Source organism: Sediminibacter sp. Hel_I_10 (genome assembly GCF_000688335.1).
Taxonomy (GTDB): domain Bacteria; phylum Bacteroidota; class Bacteroidia; order Flavobacteriales; family Flavobacteriaceae; genus Psychroserpens.
This window is the reverse complement of the sequence record NZ_JHZX01000001.1, coordinates 675,361-697,102: the sequence shown is the minus strand read 5'-3', so window position 1 is coordinate 697,102 and position 21,742 is coordinate 675,361. Positions and strand designations below refer to the sequence as shown.

Below are 21,742 nucleotides of genomic sequence, written 5' to 3'. Positions count from 1 at the left end.
TTAAATGGGGTGCATTTTTTCGTTATAATTCTTAAAAGTCGTAATTTTAGAGTCTTAAAATTATCAACATAAAACATTAAAAATAAACAGATGAAAGTAACAGTAGTTGGAGCAGGAGCCGTAGGTGCCAGTTGTGCAGAATACATTGCCATTAAAAATTTTGCAAGTGAAGTCGTATTGTTGGATATCAAAGAAGGTTTTGCTGAAGGTAAGGCGATGGATTTGATGCAAACAGCATCCTTAAACGCATTTGATACCAAAATCACGGGAGTTACCAATGATTATTCAAAAACGGCAGAGAGCGATATTTGTGTCATTACTTCAGGAATTCCTCGTAAACCAGGGATGACTCGTGAAGAATTGATAGGCATCAACGCGGGTATTGTAAAAACAGTATCTTCTAACCTTATTGAGCATTCTCCAAATACCATTATTATTGTGGTGAGTAATCCTATGGATACCATGACCTATTTGGTACACAAAACTACTGATCTTCCAAAAAATAGAATTATTGGGATGGGCGGCGCTTTAGATTCTGCACGTTTCAAATACAGATTAGCAGAAGCATTAAATGCTCCTATTAGCGATGTTGACGGCATGGTGATTGGAGGTCATAGCGATACAGGTATGGTGCCTCTAACGGCTCACGCCACTAGAAACAGTGTTAAGGTTTCTGAGTTTTTATCAGAAGAGCGTTTAGAGCAAGTTAAAGAAGATACTAAAGTAGGTGGAGCAACTTTAACCAAATTGTTAGGGACTTCTGCTTGGTATGCCCCAGGTGCAGCGGTAAGTGGTTTGGTACAAGCTATTGCTTGTGATCAAAAGAAACTATTCCCATGTTCTGCACTAGTAGAAGGAGAGTATGGTTTAAATGATCTTTGTATTGGTGTTCCGGTTATTTTAGGCCGTAACGGAATCGAGGAAATCGTTACCATAAAATTGAGTGATGCTGAACAAGCTCATATGGAAGAAAGCGCTGCAGGTGTTCAAAAAACAAACGGACTGTTAGAATTATAATAAGACCTATTTTTTAAAAAATACAGATAAAGACCGCAGCATTGCGGTCTTTATTTTTTTGCTATATTTGGCGCATGAATTTTAAAAAGTGCATCGGTACTTTAGTAGTGATTTTAAGCTTATTGGGTATTTCCAGTCAGCAAAACGCTATCGATCCCAATCAGGAGATTGTCCTTCAGTTTTCTAATGATGCTACTAAGTCTGCTAAATCTTTAGATGTAATTTCCGCAGTAAAACAGCAATTGTTATCTGTTGGGATAGAACAAGTTCATATTCAAGAGTCACAGGACGGTCAAATCAAAATCACATATTATAGCGATGCTGATGTTGCAGATATCAAACGCTTATTTTCCGAAGATCAAACTGTTGTTATTGATTTTTCAGGATCAAACAAAACTCACGAACCTTCCGAAGATCAAAAAAACGCTTACGATCTTAAAGTTTTTGAAATTCAAAATGCTCCAGACAGCCATCTTGGCTTAGCAGGGGAGTGGGCTTTGATTCAAAAATCAGATTTTGACCGGTTTGTAAATCCTTCAGATGGTTATGCTACAGCACCAGAAACAAAGTATCCGCATCTTTTAGTCATATGTGAAATTTCTAAATTTCCCAAGTATTTTGGATGCGTAAGAACACATCTTTCCTATAAAATTCCTGAGGTTAGGGCAGGACCCATCGCCTAAATTGTATGGACTGGCTAGAAACTGAGACATTGAAAGCTGGCCAAATTCTAACCACTATCATCTTAAAATATTGATTTCTAGGGTGGTGTTTCAAAATAGATCTATTCACATAAATAAATTGTCAATTCTTAAACGAAGGCCTATATTTGCGCGTTTTTAAACTGACACAAAACCAATTATAATGCAAAACAAAGGATTAGTTATACTGTTTGCTCTACTGTTTGGTTTGGTAAGTATTTACCAACTATCATTCACATTTAAGAGTAACCAGTTAGAAAATGAGGCGGAAACTTACGCCACAAGCAATTATGATAACGCAGAAGCGATAAACGAAGCTGAAGTGCGTTACATTGACTCTATTTCTAATAAGGAGGTTTACGATATCGGAATCGCTTCTTTTACAGGAAATGAAGTTAAGGAAAAAGCCATGAACCTTGGTTTGGACCTTAAAGGGGGATTAAATGTTATATTACAGATTTCTGTACGTGACATTCTTTATGGACTTTCTAATAACAGTAAAGACCCTGCATTCAACAAAGCGCTAACAGATGCTGAAGAATTGCAAAAGGATTCACAAGACACTTACATTCAATCGTTTTTTCAAGCTTGGGAAAACGTAAAAGGAGATCAGAAATTAGCCTCTCCAGATATTTTTGCAAACAGAAATTTAGATGATGTTATCGATATTTCTATGAGCGATGCTGATGTGAGAAGCAAATTAGAAGAAAAGGTAGATGAGTCTATTATCTCTGCTTTTGAAGTATTAAGAAAGCGTATTGACCAATTTGGTGTGACTTCACCAAACATTCAACGTTTAGGTAATTCTGGTCGTGTATTGGTAGAGTTGCCAGGTGTTAAAGACATCAAGCGTGCTACAGAGTTAATTACAACTACGGCACAATTGCAGTTTTGGGATGTAGAAACTCCCCAAAATTTAGGAGATTTCTTCGCTAATACCAATGAAACTTTAAAATCAGTTTTAGGAACTAAGCAAGAAACGGCAGTTGTTGAGCAAGATTCAACAGAAACAAACGACAGTACTATTGATGATTTGTTGGGAGAGACGTCAACAGATAGTACCGATGTTACTACGGGTGTCAATCCATTATTTGAAATGGTAAGTGGTCCAAGAACTGGAGGCATACTTGCTATAAAATTAGAGGATAGAGATAAATTTAAGTCGTATCTAGAAATGGATGAGGTTAAAGCTAACCTTCCAGCAGATGCGCGTTACACTAAATTTGCTTTTGGTTTACCATCTATTGATACTGAAACAGGAGAGGAGTACGTTGATTTATATGCCCTAAAGGGAAATAGAGACAACGAGCCAGAATTAAGTGGAGGTGTTGTTACAGAAGCACGCCAATCTTATAGCCAAACCAACAAGCCAACAGTATCTATGCAAATGAATGCTAAAGGGGCTAAGATTTGGGAAGAAATGACCGGTAGAGCTGCCGCTCAAGGGAGCCAAATTGCGATTGTATTAGATGATATTGTGTATTCTGCTCCAACAGCATCAAATGGTGCTATTTCAGGTGGTAATACAGAAATCTCTGGAAACTTTACGGTTTTAGAAGCAACAGATTTAGCGAATGTTTTAAGAGCAGGTAAGTTACCGGCTAGAGCAGAAATTATTCAGGCAGATCAAGTTGGTCCATCTTTAGGGCAAGAAGCTATTGATAGTGGTACATTATCATTTTTGATTGCTTTATCCTTAGTATTACTTTGGATGGTTTTATACTACGGCAAGGCAGGTATATTTGCTGATATTGCTTTAATATTGAACATTTTATTGATTTTCGGTGTTCTTTCAGGATTAGGTGCAGTATTGACGCTTCCTGGATTAGCTGGTATTGTATTGACCATTGGTATGTCTGTAGATGCGAACGTTCTTATTTTTGAACGTATTCGAGAAGAGTTAGGTAATGGTAAATCACAAAAAGAAGCTGTTAAAGATGGTTTCTCAAATGCTTTGTCTTCTATCTTAGATGCTAACATTACTACAGGTTTAACTGCAATTATCTTGTTTGTATTTGGTACAGGACCAATTAAAGGTTTTGCTACAACCTTATTGATTGGTATTGTAACTTCATTATTTACAGCCATCTTTATTACACGTCTGTTTGTAGACTGGTATGTAAATCGTAATAAGTCTTTAGATTTCTCTACAGGAATCACTAAAAACTTATTTAAGAATAATAACGTTAATTTTATTGGTAAACGTAAGATCGCTTACATCATTTCTGGTGTTATGATCTTAATTAGTTTAGCATCTTTATTTACTAATAAATTAGATCAAGGTATTGATTTTGTTGGAGGTCGTACGTATCAAGTCCGTTTTCCAGAAGCAGTAAGTTCTGCTACTGTAGCAGCAGATTTGGAAGATGTGTTTAATAGCGTTGAGGTTAAAACTATTGGTGCAGACAATCAACTAAAAATATCTACTAAGTATAAGGTTGACGAAAACTCAGTAGAAGTTGATGAAGAGGTGCAAACCATGCTTTATAACGGACTTAAAAAATACTTGCCAGGTATTACTTATGAAGATTTTTCTCAAGGTAAAAACGGTGTTGGTAAAGTACTGTCAAGTAAAGTGAGCCCAACTATCGCAGATGATATTAAAACAGAATCATTCTGGGCTGTTTTAGGCTCGTTGATCGTTGTATTCTTGTACATCCTTATACGTTTCAAGAGATGGCAATTCTCATTGGGTGCGGTCGCGGCTGTTTTCCATGATGTTATTATCGTTTTAGGTATTTTCTCATTGTTGTATAAGTTCATGCCATTTTCTATGGAAATTGACCAAGCCTTTATCGCTGCAATTTTGACGGTAATTGGTTATTCATTGAATGATACCGTGGTTGTATTTGATAGAATTAGAGAAGTATTGGCAGAGCGCGCTGGGTTTAAAGGTGGCTACAATATCAACGCTGCAATCAATAGCACACTAAGTAGAACATTGAATACGTCTTTAACCACTTTAGTGGTATTGATAGCTATGTTTGCTTTTGGAGCAGAATCGTTAAGAGGCTTATTGTTTGCCCTTATCGTCGGTGTGGTTGTTGGTACCTATTCTTCGGTATTTATTGCAACTCCGTTAATGTATGATACGCTTAAGAATAAAGGCGTTAATCCAGATGGAGAGATTGAATAACTCAAATAGTTGTTATCATTAAAATCAAAGGCCATTTCTTCGGAAATGGCCTTTTTTTATAACATTTTGAAAGAAATAAATAAAATAATGAGCATCTCTATCTTGCTTTTCTTCGAAAATGAGATCCATTAATATTGGCTTTCCAAGTGAAAGACTGTTTTGAATATAACGAGTTGTCAACAAGCTAAAAAACGAAGAAATTACCAAATTGGTAACTTTTTAGTATATTTGCCTTAAAGAATCACGACGTGAGAGTAATCGCAAAGGGAACTTTACGAGATTTTTGGGAAAAACACGCTGATTGTGAAGAACAATTAAAGGCGTGATATAGAGAAACTGAAAAATCCGAATGGAACAATATTAACGAATTGAAAAGTGAATATCCTAGTGCAAGTATTTTAAAACACAATCGAATAGTTTACAACATCAAAGGCAATAATTATCATTTGATTGTAAAATTTAATTTTGATTATGGAATATGCTGGATAAGGTTTATTGGAACTCACGCAGAATATGATAAAATTGATGCAAATAACATCTAATTATGAAAATATCACCAATTAGAAATGAAAAAGACTATCAAAAAGCTCTCAACAGACTTGAGGACATTTTTGATGCAAAAAAAGAAACGGAAGAAGGAGACGAATTGGAAATTATTTCAATTTTGATTGATCGATATGAAAACGAGCAATTCCCAATCGGATTGCCTGACCCAATCGAGGCAATTAAGTTTCGAATGGAACAAATGGGGATGAAACAAAAGGACTTAGCAGAAATTGTCGGATTTAAAAGCAGAGTTAGTGAGATTTTGAATAAAAAACGAAAGCTGACTTTAGATATGATTAGAAAACTAAATACCACTCTTCATATTCCAACTGAAGTTTTAATTCAAGATTATTAATTGTAAAAAAAAAAGCCAGTTGGCAACATCTTTTATAATTAATTTTTTGGAGAGTGCTTAATGACTGTCATGGAAAGTCTGCCGAATTTCCTCTGTGCGGTCCCTTTTTGCTGTCTCAGTGCTCAAGCAACTAACCAAGCACAATTAGTTTAAAGATCTCTTATAGATCTATGTTTCTCGAGATGAGTTGATGGCACTCAATTTACAAATGCAATAATTAGAGATAGAGAATAGAAAGGACTTGTAATGGTTTACTATTTTATTTGAATCTAAATTTAGAGCTTAGTTGGTGTCAAAAGACATCACATCTCCTGCCTCTAAGCCCCAAGTATCAGTTAAGCCCGCATTTACCTCAAGCACATATTTTGCAGGTCCTCTAGAAGGTAAAGACGTCTCATTCATAGGCTGGGCGTTCTTTTGAATGTTGACGATGCTCTTGTCTTCCGCTATGTAGATGATGTCTAAGGGAAACTTAGTGTTCTTCATATAAAAAGATCTATAATCTTCATCTGGAAAAACAAACAGCATGCCTTGATCTGTTTTCATGCCATCGCGATACATCAATCCTGTTTGGGTTTGATAATCATCATCTGCTATTTCTATAGCAAGTGTCATTAATATAGAATCGGTGTCTGCTTTTTTTAACTGAAGTTCGCCCTCTTTCTCAAATCGTATGGCTTCAGTCTTAACTGAAGTTGGCTTTTTGTCTTCTTTACAAGCGGTAAGGTTTAAGAGCCCTATTCCGAAGCATAACATTAGAAAAGAACGTTGATAATTTAAATTCATTTCAACTGTGTTTTTGGCTTATAGAGAAACATAAAATAAAGACCTATGAGTATAAACGGGATACTTAGCATTTGACCAGTATTTAAACCAGCTAGTGTAAAGTATTCATCGCCTTGAGGTTCTTTTACAAATTCTACAAAGAAACGAACCGTCCATAGTAGCACTAAAAAGAGTCCGAATAAAAAGCCCTGTTGTTCGCTTTTTTTCGTTTTCCAATAGAAATAAAACAAAATTAGAAACACAAACACATAACTTCCTGCTTCATAGAGTTGCGCAGGATGCCTTGGGAAATCTTCACCTAATTTTTTAAACACAACCCCATAATCACTGTGAGTTGGTTTTCCGATAATTTCAGAATTGATAAAATTACCCAAACGAACAAACACAGCCCCAGAAGCTACAGGAATTACAACGCGATCCAGGATCCATAATACAGACTTGTGTAATATTTTTTTATTGTATAAATACATGGAAGCGATCATGGCAATGGCTGCGCCGTGACTTGCTAAGCCTTGAAAGCCGGTAAATTCAAAACCACCTTTAAATTTAAAGGGTAAAAAGATGCTGAAGAAATCTTCGGTAATCAATTCTGGTTGATAAAAGATCACATGTCCCAAACGCGCTCCAAGCATAATTCCTAATACGGAGTAGATAAAAAGAGAATCTAGGGATTCTTCTGTTTGGTTTTCATTTTTGTAAATGCGTTTCATGATCTGAAAACCCAATAAGAAGGCAATAATCCACATCACACTATAAAAGTGAAGTGTAAAAAAACCAAGATCGAGTCCTTTTGTAGGATCCCAGACAATTTCTAAAGCAAGCATACCATTAATTTTGATTGGGTAAAGATAGTATTTATGCCGAAAAAGGGGTAACCGTTATATAAGTTTTAGGAAGTCTATGCTCTAATTGCTGCTTATTCTTAAAAGCTAATATTTTATGGGTTTTCTTTTTTTGGCACAGGATCGTAGCCAGAGCCGCCCCAAGGATGACAACTAAAAATCCGTTTAATGGCCAGTCCGCCACCTTTAATAAGCCCATGCACCTCGAGTGCTTCTTTGGCATAACTAGAGCAGGTGGGAACAAACCTGCAGCTGGCAGGAGTCCACGAAGAAATCAATACTTGATAGAGTTTTATTAAAAGAACAAAAGGATATGTTAGGATTTTTTGCATGATTTTATATGAAGCACAAAATTAAGAAAAAGAGTGGCGGCTTTCTATATGGCCTTTAATTATAAGGCGGCGGTCAAGTGGATTTGTACTTTAGTGTAGAGCTTATCATCAATCTTTCTTTAGATATAACTTTATAAAAGCATATTGTTATTAAGTAAAAAGTCGCTTTAAAGACCTAGATTTAGGTACTGGGATCTCGTCTAAAGGCTCTAATAATATTAAAAATGAGCGCACAAAACACAACCCAAATAAAACCGGCAATAAAACCTCCAACAATATCTGAAGGGAAGTGTACGCCAAGATAAATACGGCTAAGGCCAATACTAAAGATGAGAATGGTTAACAGTACAATACCAATACATTTAGAGAATAAATTGATCCTAAAACGGTAGAAGAGATATATTAAAAACCCGTAAAAGGCCATGGCGGTCATGGCGTGCCCACTAGGATAGCTCAAGGTCTCTACAGTTACCAAATGTTCTAGCTCTGGTCTAGATCGGTTAATGACGTCTTTTAGAAGAATGTTAGAACTTAAGGCCAATACCATTACTAAACTTAATTGTAAAACGTAATTCCAGCTTTTGAAAATAAGGTAAAAGGCGAGTGAGCATAACGGAAAAACAATAAGATAGCCGTACACATCGCCTACATTAGTTACAAAAACTAAATATTGCGTTAGCGCTGGTGATCTGTGAGAGATGATATAGTCTGTAATATTGGTATCGTATTGAGCCAGGACGTCGGTCTTTAAATTTTCGGTAAGCTTTATAAAGAGTTTGATACCACCAACTACAATTAACAGTGCTATGGCTGAGGTGATAATGTAGGGCCATTGTTTATCGTACCTAACAAAAATACGGGATAGTAATTCTCTGCATTTATTAATTATAATTTTAAGTTCTTTTTGCATACTCTAAAGCTAGGGTCAATGATCAAGATTGTTTTGCTTTTCAAAAATAGGGTAGAATTCTTAATTAAATATAAATCTGTGATGAAACCACAAAGTTCACTTTAATATTACTTTAGAATCGAATACTATTTTTATTGCTTTAAATTTATAGGTATGAAAATGCTAATAGCCGAAGATGAATTAGATTTACAACAATCTATCGTAACCTACTTAAAGCGTGATGACCATGTTTGCGAGGTTGCCTCAGATTATCTCGAGGCTTCAGAGAAAGTAGCGCTTTATGATTATGATATCATTATTTTAGATATCAATTTGGTATCGGGTAGTGGTTTAGATGTTCTGAAGACTTTAAAGAAAGACAAGAAAAAGGCAGGGGTGATCATAATTTCGGCAAACAATTCGCTTACCGATAGGTTGGAGGGTTTAGATTTAGGTGCAGATGATTACATCACAAAACCTTTTCATTTGGCAGAACTGAGTTCTCGTATTAATGCCGTATTGCGACGCGGAAAGTACGGGGGAGATGAAATCATCGTGTTTAATGAAATACGAATTGACACAAAAGCGAGAACCGCTTATATTGAAGGGAACACCATGGCCCTAACCCGAAAAGAATATGATTTGTTGCTGTTTTTTATTTCAAATAAGGGGCGCGTGCTTTCTAAAGAGATTATTGCAGAGCACTTGTGGGGAGATGATAGTGATTTGCTGGATAATTTTGATTTTATTTATGTGCACATCAATAATCTTAGAAAAAAAATGACATCACAAGGCGCAAAGTATATTAAGACCGCTTACGGGAGCGGCTATAAATTTATAGAAGATTGACCATTGACAAAAAAAATAAATCTCGTAAAAAAAGCCTCTAAGACCTTTTTATTAACAGGAGTATTCTTGGTGATATTGAGTTCAATTGTGTTATATGTTTTTACAAGAGATCTCTTAGAAAATGAAATTGAAGAGGTCTTACGATCAACGGAATATAGGGTTGCGGGTGCTTTGAAAAAAAACAATACGGTGTATTCTTTGCCACCCGTTACAGAGGTTCATGAAGTAGAAGTTCTGGGAGAAGAAATCATTAAAGATACCATCATCTATGATCCTTCTGAAGATGAGATGGAATTGTTTAGAGAACTTTCTACCTATAAAACCATTAATGGTAAGATCTATAGAATCACCATTAGGGATATGGTCGTGGAGACAGAAAATTTTCTCTATGCCATCGTTATTTCTAACATTGCGATATTTATTCTAGCTTTTTTGCTGTTGTTCTATTTCAATACGACAAGAAACCTGAAATTGTGGAGACCGTTTTTTCAAAATTTGGATCAAATGAAGCGGTTTTCGTTAACCTCTAAAGCACCTTTGGCGCTAATGGATAGCGATGTGTTAGAATTTTCAGAATTAAAAAATGAAATTACGGTACTTACCAATAAAGTGAGGTCAGATTACGAAAGCTTAAAGCAATTTACTGAAGATGTATCCCATGAGATGCAAACCCCATTGGCAATCATTCAAGCTAAAATAGATAATATCATCAACGAGCATGATATCAATGAGAGGCAGTTTGAGCAAATCACTTCAATTCAAAAAGACATACAACGTCTTAAGCAACTCAATAAACGTATCACGACCCTTACCAAAATTGACAATAATCAGTTTGTAAATATTGAAGAGGTAAGTCTTACAGATTTAATTAACGAGAAAATTGAAAGCTTTAAAGAATTGCAATTTGCCAATCTCGTTTACGCTTCAAAACAGGAAGTTACTGTTTCTATGGATTCTTATCTTGCCGATATCCTGATAAATAATCTTGTTTCCAACGCTATTAGATACAGTAAGAAAATGGAAGAAATCCTGATTATCACTAAAGGTAATTTATTGATCATTTCTAATTTTGGCGAAAAAGCGCTTGAGCATCCAGAACATTTGTTTTTACGATTTTACCGAGAATCCAAAGACAAGCATTCAACTGGTCTTGGCTTAGCTATTGTAAAGAAAATATGTGATTTATATGGTTTTCAAATTTCTTATCAATTTGAAGTAGATCACCACATATTCTCAATAGATTTTACTAAAGAGCTTAAATAATAACGTCCCGCTTTAAACCATCTTTAGAATTGAGATTTACATTAGCGGTATCATCTTTTTAAAAATTGATATAAAACTTTTTTGAGAGAATTGGTTTTTTTAAATTGATTGATTAGTGTTATGTGATGAAAATGTCCAGATCTTCCTTAGGTCTAGACATTTTCTTTTTAAAGTCACCCGTACTTTCTAGACTTTAAGATGTCTTTAGAATCATAGTGTACTTTAGACATCAATTAACATTGAATTGATTAGTAAATGTCTAAAATTTTCCCTTCACGTTTTGCAGTATTAAAGGCTTACGTCTGCTTATTTTTAATACTATCTTTTCTAGTAAGATTGTGTTTTCTTATCTGGAATTTTTCCGAAGTAGATAAAGGCGGTTTTATATTAGGCAACACCTTCGTTATCGGGTTTTTATTTGATGTGGCAACCATTTCATTTTTTACGATACCGTATATCATCTATTTGCTGCTTTTTCCTAAGCGTTTTAATGGTTCAATTGTCGATAGATTTGTCACTTACTTAGGATTGTCTATAGGTGTATTGATCATGTTCTTTTCCTTTTTTGGAGAAATTACATTTTGGGATGAGTTTCAAAGACGGTTTAATTTTATTTCTGTAGATTATTTAATCTACACTTATGAAGTTGTAAAGAACATCAATGAGTCTTATCCACTTCCTATCCTTGTTGGAAGTATGCTATTGCTGGTTTTGGCTAGTATTGCTATGATTTACAGATTGGGATATTTTTCAGATACCTTTAAGAGTAAGACGGCATTTAAATCTAAATCTATAGCAGCCTTGCCTTGGTTTGCGATTGTGGTTATAAGTGCTTTGTTTGTTACAAACCAACAGGCCGATTTTTCTAAAAACAGGTATAATAATGAGCTCGCTAAATCGGGGATCTACTCCTTCTTTTCAGCTTTTAGAAATAATGAATTACCTTATATTGAATTTTATAAAACCATTCCTAAAGAAGAGGCTTTTGCCCGGGTCAAAGAGCGTTTTTCAGAATCAAAATCTACGTTTTTACATCCTAACGAAAATGCTATTTATAGAACCATCATAAATTCTGATAGTATTGAAAAGCCCATAACCCCCAATGTTATTTTTATTTGTGTAGAAAGTTTAAGCGCCGATTTTTTAGGAGTTTTAGGCGGTACACATAAGATAACACCAACCTTAGACTCTCTAGCCAATAACAGTCTGTTTTTTGAAAACCTTTATGCCACTGGGACAAGAACGGTAAGAGGTATGGAAGCTGTAACATTATCGATTCCTCCAACACCTGGACGAAGTATTGTGAAACGTAAAGACAATCAAGGCTTATTTACTATTGGAGAGGTTTTTAAACAACAAGGGTATGAGCGTAACTTTTTCTACGGAGGAGACGGTTATTTTGATAATATGAATACGTATTTTGGAGGTAATGGATTTAACATAATCGATAGAGGTCGTGGGTTCTTGTTAGATCAAAGCATTACTACTACTAGAACTAACATAGAGGATGAGGAGGTCACATTTGAGAATGCTTGGGGCGTTTGCGATATGGACATTTACAATAAATTGCTTAAGGAAGCTGATAAAGCCCACGCTACGGGACAACCGTTTTTTGACTTCGTTATGACCACTTCTAACCATAAGCCCTATACTTATCCTGAAGGTCAAATTGATGTGCCTTCGGGTACTGGACGCTATGGCGCGGTTAAATATACCGATCATGCCATCGGCGAATTCATAAAAAAAGCACAGCGTAAGCCTTGGTTTGACAACACCGTTTTTGTTATCATGAGTGATCATTGTGCAAAAAGTGCAGGACGTTGGGAACTAGACATTAATAATTATCATATTCCCGCAATAATTTTTAATTTACCTAATCACAAATCAGAAAAAATTAGTAAACTAGCGTCTCAAATAGACGTGTTTCCAACTTTGTTTTCAGCGTTACATTGGGACTATAAATCGAATCTTTTTGGAGAGGATATTTTAACAATGAAGCATCAAGACGAAAGAGCATTTATAGGAAATTATAGAAAATTAGGGTATTTAAAAGCGGGTAAGGTGATGATATTAGATGAACAGAAAAATGCCAATTTTTATTCTTGGAACCCTTCGGATAATAGCTTGAGCGCTATTCCTTCTGAAGATGATTTTGAGAAAAGAAGCATCTCTTTCTACGAGGTCGCAGATAATTTGTACCATAATGGCGGTTTAAAAATTAAGAGCGAATAAAGTGATAGACATACACTTTATCGTAAACCCGATTGCTGGATCTGGTAAAAACAGTTTCTCAGAGCTTTTTCTTCAAGATTATTTTGAAGCAGATCGGTACAACATTACCATTAAATCTTCAGGCTATAAAGGGCATGCCATTGATCTCACAAATGAGTCTATTCTTCAAAAGGCCGATGTTATTGTGGCTTGTGGAGGGGACGGTACCATTAATGAAGTGGCATCTACCATGGTGGGTAGTACCATTCCCTTGGGTATCATTCCTATTGGATCTGGTAATGGTTTAGCTGCCAACCTAAGTATTCCCAAGCCTATAAAAAAAGCACTGTACATCATCAAAAATCATCACATCACAACCATAGATGTGGGTTGTGTGAATCAGCGGTATTTTTTCAGTAATGCTGGGTTTGGTTTTACAGCAAACGTTATTGGAAATTATGAAGCGTTCCAGAAAAGAACCTTGATGTGCTATATTAAGGCATCTTTAAAATCGTTTCAGCAATTCTCAAAAAAAGATTCAATTTTAATAGCTATTGATGGTAAAACAGAAGTCTTAAATCCGTTTTTAATTTTTGTCTCCAACTCAAACGTCATGGGCTACCATATGAGTCTAACTCCAAAAGCATCTCTGCAAGATGGATTGTTGGATGTGGTAATAGTTCCTAAAATAAATAAACTGAAAATGCTCATTTTTGGAGGTCTCATGCTTTTTAAAAAGCCTGAACTTCTCAAAGAAGTCAAGTGCTACCAAACTAAATCGCTAACGTTAGTTAGACAGCAAGGAGAGGTCTTTGAGTCGCAAATGGATGGTGAATTATCAAATATTAAAGATGTTACGCTTTCCATATCCATCAAGAAGAATGCTTTAAATGTTTTGGTGTGATTGTTTTATATTCGAAATAGTCGCTTTAAATTTGCTTTAGATTTAGATATTATATTTACGCACTTTAAAATTAGTACGTATAGGAGCATAAATTACTTTAGATAAATAGAATCATTAAACGTTAGGTCTATGCGTAATCATTTGCTTTTGGTACCACTTCCGGTATTATTTTTAATTTTCAATGTTCAAAAAACTCAAGCTCAAAAATCTGGGATAGAAACTGCAGGCGATATTGGCCTTATTACAGTTCCAGCAGCAGCACTTACCATAACTTTATTTAAAGGAGATGGTGAGGGAACTTGGCAATTTACTAAGGGGTTTTTACTAAATCAAGCCGTAACATATGGTGTAAAGGTTGGTGTTAATAAACCAAGACCTTTTAATAATGGCGATAATGCTTTTCCTTCGGGTCATACGTCAACCTCTTTTCAAGGCGCTTCATTCATTCACAAGCGTTACGGTTTTAAATATAGTATTCCCGCTTATGCTATTGCTGGTTTTACTGCGTTTAGCCGTATTGACGCACAAAAGCATGATGGTTGGGATTTATTAGCAGGAGCCGTAGTAGGTATTGGTAGTACCTTGCTTTTTACTACGGAATACCAGCAAGAGCATATGGAGCTCACATTCAATACTACTCAAGGTAATTATTTGCTAGGGTTTAACTATAAGTTTTAATAATTATGGGTGCGATAATAAATGAAGTAAAAGAACATTGTCAGAAGTTATTGACACAGAGCAGGTGTAGTGTTTTACCATTTCATAGTGTGCAACATACCTTAGAGGTGTTTGAAAATGTGCAAACTATTGCTCATTATGAAAAACTAAGTGCAGAAGAAACAGAAGTCTTGGAAATAGCAGCACTGTTTCATGATACAGGAATTTCATCTACTTATAGCGGTCACGAAGAGATCAGTGCGAATAACGCGCATCTTTTTTTGAGTGAGTTGGGTTATGCTCCTAAATTAATTGCTGAGGTTATGAATTGTATCAAAGCCACTCAAATGCCACAAAGACCCAAAACCCAATTAGAACGTATCATCTGTGATGCAGATCTATTTCACTTATCAAGTAAAGAGTACATTCTTAAAAATGAGTTACTACGCTTAGAATGGAAAACACACATGAACTGCATATTTGCCGATCACGATTGGTACCGATTAAACTTTGACTTTTTATTAAATCACCATTACCATACGGAATATGGTCGATTAATGCTAGAGGAGGAAAAGCAGAAAAACATTGCGCTCATGCAAAAATTAAAAGACGAGAGCTGTGATTAGCTAGTTCTTGGAACATAACTGGCAATATTCCCAAAAGGCATCATTTTAAAAATTTTCAAAAAAAAGGCATAAAAAAACGGCTTAGTATTAACTAAACCGTTGATTTGTAATGAGTTCAATCTTGTAGCGAGACCGAGATTTGAACTCGGGACCTCTGGGTTATGAATCCAACGCTCTAACCAACTGAGCTACCTCGCCATTTTAGAGGGTGCAAATATAAAAACAATTATGTTGCAAGCAAACATAAAACATTCAAATTATTTTTTTGATTTTTTAGTTTAAAACTCAACAATTAATACATATATTGAGCATCACAATAACATTAATTTATGGAAGACAAGGTTAAGTTTGAGATGGAGTTTGTGGTGCATGCCTCTCCCCAGCTCTTATACCAATATATATCAACGCCATCTGGCTTATCAGAATGGTTTGCAGATAACGTAAACTCCAGAGGAGAATTTTTTACTTTTATTTGGGATGGCAGTGAAGAAAAAGCAAAATTACTCAGCAAAAAAAGTGGAGAACGCATCAAATTTAGATGGATGGTCGATGAGGAGGATGATTTATCCTGCTATTTTGAGATTAGAATACAAGTAGATGAAATCACAAAGGATGTCTCTATCATTATTACAGATTATGCAGAAGAGGACGAAATTGACGAAGCTAAGATGCTTTGGGAAAATCAAATTTCAGATCTGAAGCAAGTTCTTGGTTCTGCCTAGACAAAACAATCTATAAGTTTTATATTTGTCCCAATTTAATATTGGGACTTTTTTATGGTAAATTTTAACGGAAATCTTATCGACACGCCTAACTTTTTAACCGCGGAAAATAGAGGCTATAAGTATGGTGACGCTGTTTTTGAAACCATGAAAGTGGTTCATGGTAAAATTCTATTCTGGGAAGATCATTATTTCAGATTAATGGCATCTATGCGTATCATGCGCATGGAAATCCCAATGAATTTTACTATGGAATTTCTAGAATCTGAAATTTTAAAAACCATCAATGTTAACGGCTTAGCAACATCATCTGCAAGAGTACGTTTATCTGTAGATCGAGGAGAGGGCGGCAAGTATGCGCCCATCTCAAAGGATATTTCCTATAACATCGTCACAGAAAAAGCGGCCTCTGATTTTTATACCTTGCCTAAAAATGACACCTATGCTGTAGATTTATACAAAGACTTTTTTGTGGCTCCGGGCCTCTTGTCTACATTAAAAACCAATAACAAGGCCATCAATGTGATTGGGAGTATTTTTGCTCAAGAAAATCACTTGCAAAATTGTCTATTGCTCAATACGAACAAAATGGTGGTTGAAGCTTTAAACGGAAACCTGTTTTTAGTGTCGGGGGAATCTATTAAAACACCACCTTTAGATGATGGTTGTCTAAAAGGTGTGATGCGAAAACAAATTATTGAAGTGATTGTCAATTCTGGAGATTATGTGGTTGAAGAAGCTTCAATCTCTCCGTTTGAGCTCCAAAAGGCCGATGAATTATTTATCACAAACGTTATGGTGGGGATTCAGCCTATTTTAAAATACCGTAAGAAGGAATTTGCGACTAAAATTTCCGAAGATATTTTAAGACGCTTAACTGTAAAAATGAGATTGGGCTAATTATTAATTATAACTCGGATTTTCTGGAGCGTTAGACCAAAGGGAGTAATTGCCGCCGAGCTCTACCATTTTGTCTTTCCAAAATGATTCACAGCACTTGTCTATCAATTCACTTTTGTAAATGTTTTCAGAAACAATCCAAGCGTTAGATTCGAGTTCGTTATCAAGTTGTTTAGAATCCCATCCGGAATAGCCTAAGAAAAATCGAATATCGCCTTTTTTGAGTTTGTCTGCTTCCAATAATTTTAACACTGCTTCAAAATTTCCACCCCAAAAAACACCGTTCGAAATCTCAATGCTATCAGGAATTAACTCTGGAACTTGGTGTATAAAATAAAGATTATCCTGTTCCACAGGTCCACCGTTGTGTACTTTAAAATCTGAATTAGATTCAGGAATAAGATCTTTGAGTTTAAAACTCAAGGGCTTATTAAGAATAAATCCTATGGATCCTTCGGTATTATAGTCGGCTAAAAGAATAACCGCTCTATTAAAAGACATGTCACCTATAATAGATGGTTCTGCAATAAGAAGCGTGCCTTTTTTTGGTTGAGATATAATCATAAGCTATGATTTGCAAATTAAATCTAAAACATATTTTGTTAATTACCAATATTTTGAACTGTTAATCACTGTTTTTAGAGTTTTGTCTTTGTTTTAGAGCCGGTTTACTTAGTATTAAGCACAAAAAAAGCTCGCTAAAAGCGAGCTTTAATTATTTATTTTAAGGGAATACTAGTTTACAGCATTGCTTAAATCTGATCCTGCTTTAAACTTAACAACGTTTTTAGCTTTGATTTGGATAGTTTTTCCTGTTTGAGGGTTTCTTCCTTCTCTTGCAGATCTTTTAGAAACTGACCAAGAACCAAAACCAACTAAAGAAACTCTATTACCTTTTTGTAAAGCTCCTTCGATATCTACTAATAAAGAATCTAACGCTTTTTTAGCTGCTGCTTTTGTAATACCAGCATTTTCAGCCATTCCATTGATTAAATCTGTTTTGTTCATAAAATTTGTATTTAATAGTTAAAAAATAGTCGGGTTAACTTGTTTGTTAATACCTCTTACAAATTTATACGTAAAATCCACCTATACAAGTAATAGCGTGGGAAATGCAGTTTATTGTTAATAACTTCGAACATTTGTTAATAAAGATGTGTATTTCGTCGGATTTTTCAAAATATCAGTATTTATAAGGGTTTAGAGCATTTTTGCATCTGTTTTAAAATCATATCCATTCAAAAGAGATTTTGTATCCATTTTTCTTTTTCCTGGAAGTTGCATTTCATTTATTTGAATACTGCCATTTTTTGTAGCAACGAATAACTCATTATTTAGTACGGTGATATGTCCAGCATCCTTTTTTGGTGTGTCCATGTTTAGGTCTATATCGTATAGTTTTACCCTAATAGGCTCATCTCCGTTATCTAAATAGCACCACGCTGAAGGAAAGGGGTTGAGTCCACGTATTTTATTGTATATAGTTTGAACATCCTCGTTCCAATCTATTTTGCAATTGTCATTATCTAATTTATAGGCTGTTTTGAGATTATCATGCTTAGGCTGTATGGTAGTATTGACGTCTCCGTTTTCTATATGCTTTACAGTGTTTAGTACCAGCTTGCTCCCTAACTCCATGAGTCGGTCATGAAGGCTGCCAACAGTTTCGTTAGGAGCTATAGCTATTTGTTCTTGAAGGATCACAGCACCCGTGTCTATTTTTTCATCTATAAAAAAAGTGGTTACACCAGTTGTTGTTTCGCCATTGATAATTGCCCAATGAATAGGCGCTGCACCTCTATAATCTGGAAGTAAGGACGCGTGAAGGTTAAAAGTGCCATGTTTTGGCATTGACCAAACGGCCTCGGGTAACATTCTAAACGCAACCACAATTTGTAGATTGGCATTTAGCGATTTTAAGTCGGCTAAAAAATCTTCATTTTTAAGATTTGTAGGCTGTAATACGTTTAGATTTTGAGATTTGGCATAAACTTTCACAGCAGATTCATTGAGCTTTCTGCCTCTGCCAGCAGGTCTGTCTGGAGCTGTGATGACACCTACAATATGGTGTTGAGCCTCCACTAGTGTTTTTAAGGTGGCCACTGCAAAATCGGGCGTGCCCATAAATATAATCCGTAAATCTTCTTTTTTCATTTTTTTAGGGTATAGGTGTTTGCTGCTGTAAGCATGATTTTATGCTGTTCTAATAAGGACTTTAGTGTATTTAGAACGCTTGTTTTATCATAAGATAAGGTTTGGGTAAGCTGTCTAGAATTGAGCGGACCATAATCTAATAGGGTTAGTATTCTTTCCTGAAGTACTTTTTGATCGCCCATTACTTTTGGGGATTTTTGCGCCCGACAAAGAGAACAAATACCACAGGGTTTTGGGTAATCTTCGCCAAAATAGCTGAGTAACTGCATACTTTTGCATAGCGAATCATTTTTGATGTAGGCCATTACGGCTTGAACTTGCTCTCGCTTCTGCTCTTGTTGTTGCAATACAATGGTTGCAATTCTATTGATGGTTTTGTCATCCTCTCTTGGTTGAAGAAAAATGACTTCAGAATCAGTATTAGAATGCTGAAATGTTACCAAGCTATCTCGCTCTAGTTGCTGGAGTACTGAGATAACTTGCTTTTCAGAAGTAGCGGCTTTGTCTGCAATAAGATTGAGGTTAACAGAGAGTTCATGCTCAAAAACACCGCCATAGGTTCGTAAAATTGTTTTTACTATGGTCGATACATGTGCGTGACGTTCTAGGTAATTAAACAATACGTGATTACCTGCTACAAATTGCAATTTGGTTTTATATTGAAATTGCTGTAATAACTTAATGATACTATTACGATCTAATAACTGTAAAACAGCATAGGTGCTTACCGCTTTGAAATCATAGGTTTTACAAAAGGAATTAAAATTAAATTGATGGGCGCTCAGCTCACCTTCTCCATATGAAATCTGAAAATAATTACATAGTTTTCGATAGACCAGTTTAATGGTCTCTATTGAAGGCAGATTATTGATAAATTGGTTTTTAAGCAATAACTCATCAGAATTATTGCTTAATATAACCGCTATAGAGGCATTACCATCCCGACCTGCGCGTCCTGCTTCTTGATAATAGCTTTCTAGGCTTTCTGGTAAATTGAGATGAACAACAGATGATACGTCGGGTTTGTCTATCCCCATTCCAAAGGCGGTTGTGGCGACCATGATTTCTTTTCGATTCGACATCCAATGGTCCAAACGCTCTTGTTTTTCTTTATTGGGAATTCCGCCATGAAAAAATTGAGCGCTAAAGCCCAGTTTTTCCAATTGTTCTTTTAGTTCAACACACAAGCGTCTGCTTCTTACATAAATGATTGAAGCGCCTTTATGAGTTTTTAAAAGTTGCTCAAGATCATAAAGTTTGTCTTCACTATAGGTCACATTGTAGGAAATGCTTGGTCTTGCAAAGGAGGCTTTAAAGACTTTAGGAGCTATAAAATCTAACTCACTCATGGTCTCTTCAATCACGTTGGGTTTTGCTGTTGCGGTAAGGGCTATGACATTTACCGTAGGATGCAAACGCCTTAAAATCGTGATGTTTTTATAAGCAGGCCTAAAATCATTACCCCATTGACTGATGCAATGGGCTTCATCAACAGCAATAAGGTTGACGTTCATCTGCTCTATGCGTTGCTGTACAATATCTTGTTGTAAACGCTCTGGGGACAGGTACAGGAATTTAAAATTTCCGTAGATGCAATTATCCAGTAAGGTGTCCAATTCTTGATAGCTAATGCCACTGGTGAGGGCAATGGCCTTTATGCCTTTGTCTTTTAGGGTCTTTACTTGGTCTTTCATTAAGGCAATAAGTGGAGATACCACAATGCAAATGCCATCTTTAATAAGCGCAGGAATTTGAAAACAAACCGATTTGCCTCCTCCAGTTGGAAGCAGTGCAAAGGTGTCTTCGTTGTTTAAAACAGCATTAATGATCTCTTCTTGTAATGGTCTAAAAGAAGTATGTTGCCAATAACGCTCGAGTATGTTAATGGGATGCGCCATTATAGCTTGGTGTGATTCAAGATGAAATCTGTACGTTCTGAAACTGTTCCAAAGGGAATATCCAAGAGTTCGTACCCAAATCGCTTATAGGTTTTGATGAGTTGTTGGTGTATTTGTTCTGCTTGTTCAAAGTTTTCGTAACGCTCATTATCGCTAACAAAAATATCTTTCCATGGCGCAAGGATAAAAATGTGATCATACACATGCTGCTCACAAACGCTGGTGAAATTTTCGGGATATGCACTATTTACAAAATCCATATAAGCCAAAACGTCAGGTAAGCCTCTATCATAAAATATCTGGTTGACGGTTTCGGTCTTTGCATCTAAAAACTGGTCTGTTCTAGCTTTCAACAAGAGATTGCTAAATAAAAGCGGATCTGTTAAGAACAACTGTTCTACGCCACTTTTTCTGGCTTCTAGGGTTACTTGTCTAGAGACTTCTTCGTAACAGGTCTTGCCCCGTTGTAAAAGCGCGTTGATGATAGATGATTTTCCCGTACCGGGGCCGCCGGTAATAACAATGCGTTGGGTGTTCAATTTGGCAGGGTTTTGGTTGTAAAATTAATGATAATTAATACAAAGTAAAATGTATCTTTACAAATCAAGAAATTGCATATGAGTGACGACAAAAAAACAGAAGCTTTTTACAACAAATTAAGAACGCAGTTATACGAAACGGCAACTTGGCCATCAGAATACCTTTATAAGTTTATAGTGCCATCAGACCCTTCTAAAATCAGTCAAATTGAAAATCTTTTCAATAATATGGGTGCGGTAATAACCACTAAAGAATCCAAAAAAGGAACCTACACAAGCGTGTCTATAAACCTTACTATGGAAACACCAGAAGCAGTTATTGAAAAGTATAAAGAGGTTGCTGATGGGGTTGAGGGGGTGATTTCTTTATAGGGAATCCTTCATGCTTATTATTTTTTTGTATTTTGCAAGCGTG

The 21,742-nt window shown here is 35.7% G+C and carries 22 protein-coding genes, 1 tRNA gene and 1 pseudogene; 14 read left to right on the top strand and 10 right to left on the bottom strand.

Features of this window, described 5'->3' with window-relative positions:
- The first annotated feature begins 90 nt into the window (after positions 1 to 90).
- The 5 genes and pseudogenes from P176_RS0103070 (at position 91) to P176_RS0103050 (ending at position 5,755) form a co-directional block, all read left to right on the top strand.
- Positions 91 to 1,017 carry a malate dehydrogenase gene (locus tag P176_RS0103070; RefSeq protein ID WP_026753322.1) on the top strand — a complete coding sequence of 309 codons (927 nt, stop codon included), beginning with the start codon at positions 91 to 93 and terminating at the stop codon, positions 1,015 to 1,017.
- 74 nt (positions 1,018 to 1,091) lie between these two features.
- Positions 1,092 to 1,700 carry a hypothetical protein gene (locus tag P176_RS0103065; protein WP_026753321.1) on the top strand — a complete coding sequence of 203 codons (609 nt, stop codon included), beginning with the start codon at positions 1,092 to 1,094 and terminating at the stop codon, positions 1,698 to 1,700.
- Positions 1,701 to 1,881: 181 nt separating this feature from the next.
- Positions 1,882 to 4,854, top strand: coding sequence for a protein translocase subunit SecDF (gene secDF / locus P176_RS0103060; RefSeq protein ID WP_026753320.1), 2,973 nt, complete (start codon positions 1,882 to 1,884; stop codon positions 4,852 to 4,854).
- Between the two features lie 248 nt (positions 4,855 to 5,102).
- Positions 5,103 to 5,396: pseudogene (locus P176_RS20220) on the top strand (type II toxin-antitoxin system HigB family toxin).
- A gap of 2 nt (positions 5,397 to 5,398) precedes the next feature.
- Positions 5,399 to 5,755: a type II toxin-antitoxin system HigA family antitoxin gene (locus P176_RS0103050; RefSeq protein ID WP_026753318.1), complete on the top strand. Its 357-nt coding sequence runs from the start codon at positions 5,399 to 5,401 to the stop codon at positions 5,753 to 5,755.
- 282 nt (positions 5,756 to 6,037) lie between these two features.
- Here the strand turns inward: P176_RS0103050 and P176_RS0103045 are convergent, their stop codons facing one another.
- The 4 genes from P176_RS0103045 to P176_RS0103030 all read right to left on the bottom strand — a co-directional run bounded on the left by P176_RS0103045 (position 6,038) and on the right by P176_RS0103030 (position 8,625).
- On the bottom strand, positions 6,038 to 6,541 hold the full coding sequence (locus P176_RS0103045; RefSeq protein WP_026753317.1) for a DUF192 domain-containing protein: 504 nt from the start codon (positions 6,539 to 6,541) through the stop codon (positions 6,038 to 6,040).
- A complete protein-coding gene (gene lgt, locus P176_RS0103040; protein WP_026753316.1) occupies positions 6,538 to 7,365 on the bottom strand; it encodes a prolipoprotein diacylglyceryl transferase in 828 nt (275 codons plus the stop codon). The genes P176_RS0103045 and lgt overlap by 4 nt, the downstream gene beginning before the upstream one ends.
- Positions 7,366 to 7,478: 113 nt before the next feature.
- Positions 7,479 to 7,715 (bottom strand): membrane protein insertion efficiency factor YidD, encoded by a 237-nt coding sequence (gene yidD, locus P176_RS0103035; protein WP_026753315.1) that lies wholly within the window; start codon positions 7,713 to 7,715, stop codon positions 7,479 to 7,481.
- 181 nt (positions 7,716 to 7,896) lie between these two features.
- Positions 7,897 to 8,625: a phosphatase PAP2 family protein gene (locus P176_RS0103030; RefSeq protein ID WP_026753314.1), complete on the bottom strand. Its 729-nt coding sequence runs from the start codon at positions 8,623 to 8,625 to the stop codon at positions 7,897 to 7,899.
- Between the two features lie 153 nt (positions 8,626 to 8,778).
- Here P176_RS0103030 and P176_RS0103025 point away from each other — a divergent pair, with 153 nt between their 5' ends.
- The 6 genes from P176_RS0103025 to P176_RS18885 all read left to right on the top strand — a co-directional run bounded on the left by P176_RS0103025 (position 8,779) and on the right by P176_RS18885 (position 15,114).
- Positions 8,779 to 9,453 carry a response regulator transcription factor gene (locus P176_RS0103025; protein ID WP_026753313.1) on the top strand — a complete coding sequence of 225 codons (675 nt, stop codon included), beginning with the start codon at positions 8,779 to 8,781 and terminating at the stop codon, positions 9,451 to 9,453.
- Between the two features lie 3 nt (positions 9,454 to 9,456).
- The gene (locus P176_RS0103020; RefSeq protein WP_037348683.1) at positions 9,457 to 10,716 is read left to right on the top strand and encodes a HAMP domain-containing sensor histidine kinase; all 1,260 of its coding nucleotides are present in this window, start codon (positions 9,457 to 9,459) and stop codon (positions 10,714 to 10,716) included.
- Positions 10,717 to 10,971: 255 nt separating this feature from the next.
- On the top strand, positions 10,972 to 12,948 hold the full coding sequence (locus tag P176_RS0103015; protein ID WP_026753311.1) for an LTA synthase family protein: 1,977 nt from the start codon (positions 10,972 to 10,974) through the stop codon (positions 12,946 to 12,948).
- A 1-nt stretch (position 12,949) separates the two neighbouring features.
- The gene (locus P176_RS0103010) at positions 12,950 to 13,831 is read left to right on the top strand and encodes a diacylglycerol kinase family protein (RefSeq protein WP_026753310.1); all 882 of its coding nucleotides are present in this window, start codon (positions 12,950 to 12,952) and stop codon (positions 13,829 to 13,831) included.
- A 129-nt stretch (positions 13,832 to 13,960) separates the two neighbouring features.
- On the top strand, positions 13,961 to 14,509 hold the full coding sequence (locus P176_RS0103005; RefSeq protein ID WP_051605383.1) for a phosphatase PAP2 family protein: 549 nt from the start codon (positions 13,961 to 13,963) through the stop codon (positions 14,507 to 14,509).
- A gap of 5 nt (positions 14,510 to 14,514) precedes the next feature.
- Positions 14,515 to 15,114 carry an HD domain-containing protein gene (locus P176_RS18885; RefSeq protein WP_037348668.1) on the top strand — a complete coding sequence of 200 codons (600 nt, stop codon included), beginning with the start codon at positions 14,515 to 14,517 and terminating at the stop codon, positions 15,112 to 15,114.
- Between the two features lie 124 nt (positions 15,115 to 15,238).
- Here the strand turns inward: P176_RS18885 and P176_RS0102995 are convergent.
- A tRNA-Met gene (locus P176_RS0102995) sits at positions 15,239 to 15,312 on the bottom strand.
- 131 nt (positions 15,313 to 15,443) lie between these two features.
- On the opposite strand from P176_RS0102995, the gene P176_RS0102990 reads away from it, so the two are divergent.
- Positions 15,444 to 15,836, top strand: coding sequence for an START-like domain-containing protein (locus tag P176_RS0102990; protein ID WP_026753308.1), 393 nt, complete (start codon positions 15,444 to 15,446; stop codon positions 15,834 to 15,836).
- 54 nt (positions 15,837 to 15,890) lie between these two features.
- A complete protein-coding gene (locus P176_RS0102985) occupies positions 15,891 to 16,736 on the top strand; it encodes an aminotransferase class IV (protein WP_026753307.1) in 846 nt (281 codons plus the stop codon).
- 3 nt (positions 16,737 to 16,739) lie between these two features.
- Here the strand turns inward: P176_RS0102985 and P176_RS0102980 are convergent, their stop codons facing one another.
- The 5 genes from P176_RS0102980 to P176_RS0102960 form a co-directional block, all read right to left on the bottom strand.
- Positions 16,740 to 17,300, bottom strand: a complete 561-nt coding sequence (locus tag P176_RS0102980) for a YqgE/AlgH family protein (protein ID WP_026753306.1) — start codon at positions 17,298 to 17,300, stop codon at positions 16,740 to 16,742.
- A gap of 171 nt (positions 17,301 to 17,471) precedes the next feature.
- Positions 17,472 to 17,744 (bottom strand): HU family DNA-binding protein, encoded by a 273-nt coding sequence (locus P176_RS0102975; RefSeq protein WP_026753305.1) that lies wholly within the window; start codon positions 17,742 to 17,744, stop codon positions 17,472 to 17,474.
- Between the two features lie 192 nt (positions 17,745 to 17,936).
- The gene (gene fmt, locus P176_RS0102970) at positions 17,937 to 18,890 is read right to left on the bottom strand and encodes a methionyl-tRNA formyltransferase (RefSeq protein WP_037348665.1); all 954 of its coding nucleotides are present in this window, start codon (positions 18,888 to 18,890) and stop codon (positions 17,937 to 17,939) included.
- Positions 18,887 to 20,788 (bottom strand): ATP-dependent DNA helicase RecQ, encoded by a 1,902-nt coding sequence (locus P176_RS0102965; protein WP_026753303.1) that lies wholly within the window; start codon positions 20,786 to 20,788, stop codon positions 18,887 to 18,889. Before P176_RS0102965 ends, fmt begins: the two co-directional genes overlap by 4 nt.
- On the bottom strand, positions 20,788 to 21,327 hold the full coding sequence (locus P176_RS0102960) for an AAA family ATPase (RefSeq protein WP_026753302.1): 540 nt from the start codon (positions 21,325 to 21,327) through the stop codon (positions 20,788 to 20,790). The genes P176_RS0102965 and P176_RS0102960 overlap by 1 nt, the downstream gene beginning before the upstream one ends.
- Before the next feature lie 78 nt (positions 21,328 to 21,405).
- On the opposite strand from P176_RS0102960, the gene P176_RS0102955 reads away from it, so the two are divergent.
- The gene (locus P176_RS0102955; protein WP_026753301.1) at positions 21,406 to 21,699 is read left to right on the top strand and encodes a DUF493 family protein; all 294 of its coding nucleotides are present in this window, start codon (positions 21,406 to 21,408) and stop codon (positions 21,697 to 21,699) included.
- Positions 21,700 to 21,742: the final 43 nt, after the last annotated feature.

Bases quoted from the DNA above. Each gene is read 5' to 3' on its own strand.
- P176_RS0102985 (WP_026753307.1), top strand. From the start codon at position 15,891: ATGGTAAATTTTAACGGAAATCTTATCGACACGCCTAACTTTTTAACC.
- P176_RS0103015 (WP_026753311.1), top strand. From the start codon at position 10,972: ATGTCTAAAATTTTCCCTTCACGTTTTGCAGTATTAAAGGCTTACGTC.
- P176_RS0103045 (WP_026753317.1), bottom strand. From the start codon at position 6,541: ATGAATTTAAATTATCAACGTTCTTTTCTAATGTTATGCTTCGGAATA.
- P176_RS0103005 (WP_051605383.1), top strand. From the start codon at position 13,961: ATGCGTAATCATTTGCTTTTGGTACCACTTCCGGTATTATTTTTAATT.
- P176_RS18885 (WP_037348668.1), top strand. From the start codon at position 14,515: ATGGGTGCGATAATAAATGAAGTAAAAGAACATTGTCAGAAGTTATTG.
- P176_RS0102965 (WP_026753303.1), bottom strand. From the start codon at position 20,788: ATGGCGCATCCCATTAACATACTCGAGCGTTATTGGCAACATACTTCT.
- P176_RS0102990 (WP_026753308.1), top strand. From the start codon at position 15,444: ATGGAAGACAAGGTTAAGTTTGAGATGGAGTTTGTGGTGCATGCCTCT.
- P176_RS0103030 (WP_026753314.1), bottom strand. From the start codon at position 8,625: ATGCAAAAAGAACTTAAAATTATAATTAATAAATGCAGAGAATTACTA.
- P176_RS0102980 (WP_026753306.1), bottom strand. From the start codon at position 17,300: ATGATTATATCTCAACCAAAAAAAGGCACGCTTCTTATTGCAGAACCA.
- P176_RS0102955 (WP_026753301.1), top strand. From the start codon at position 21,406: ATGAGTGACGACAAAAAAACAGAAGCTTTTTACAACAAATTAAGAACG.
- secDF (WP_026753320.1), top strand. From the start codon at position 1,882: ATGCAAAACAAAGGATTAGTTATACTGTTTGCTCTACTGTTTGGTTTG.
- P176_RS0103070 (WP_026753322.1), top strand. From the start codon at position 91: ATGAAAGTAACAGTAGTTGGAGCAGGAGCCGTAGGTGCCAGTTGTGCA.
- lgt (WP_026753316.1), bottom strand. From the start codon at position 7,365: ATGCTTGCTTTAGAAATTGTCTGGGATCCTACAAAAGGACTCGATCTT.
- P176_RS0103050 (WP_026753318.1), top strand. From the start codon at position 5,399: ATGAAAATATCACCAATTAGAAATGAAAAAGACTATCAAAAAGCTCTC.
- P176_RS0103065 (WP_026753321.1), top strand. From the start codon at position 1,092: ATGAATTTTAAAAAGTGCATCGGTACTTTAGTAGTGATTTTAAGCTTA.
- P176_RS0103025 (WP_026753313.1), top strand. From the start codon at position 8,779: ATGAAAATGCTAATAGCCGAAGATGAATTAGATTTACAACAATCTATC.
- yidD (WP_026753315.1), bottom strand. From the start codon at position 7,715: ATGCAAAAAATCCTAACATATCCTTTTGTTCTTTTAATAAAACTCTAT.
- fmt (WP_037348665.1), bottom strand. From the start codon at position 18,890: ATGAAAAAAGAAGATTTACGGATTATATTTATGGGCACGCCCGATTTT.
- P176_RS0102975 (WP_026753305.1), bottom strand. From the start codon at position 17,744: ATGAACAAAACAGATTTAATCAATGGAATGGCTGAAAATGCTGGTATT.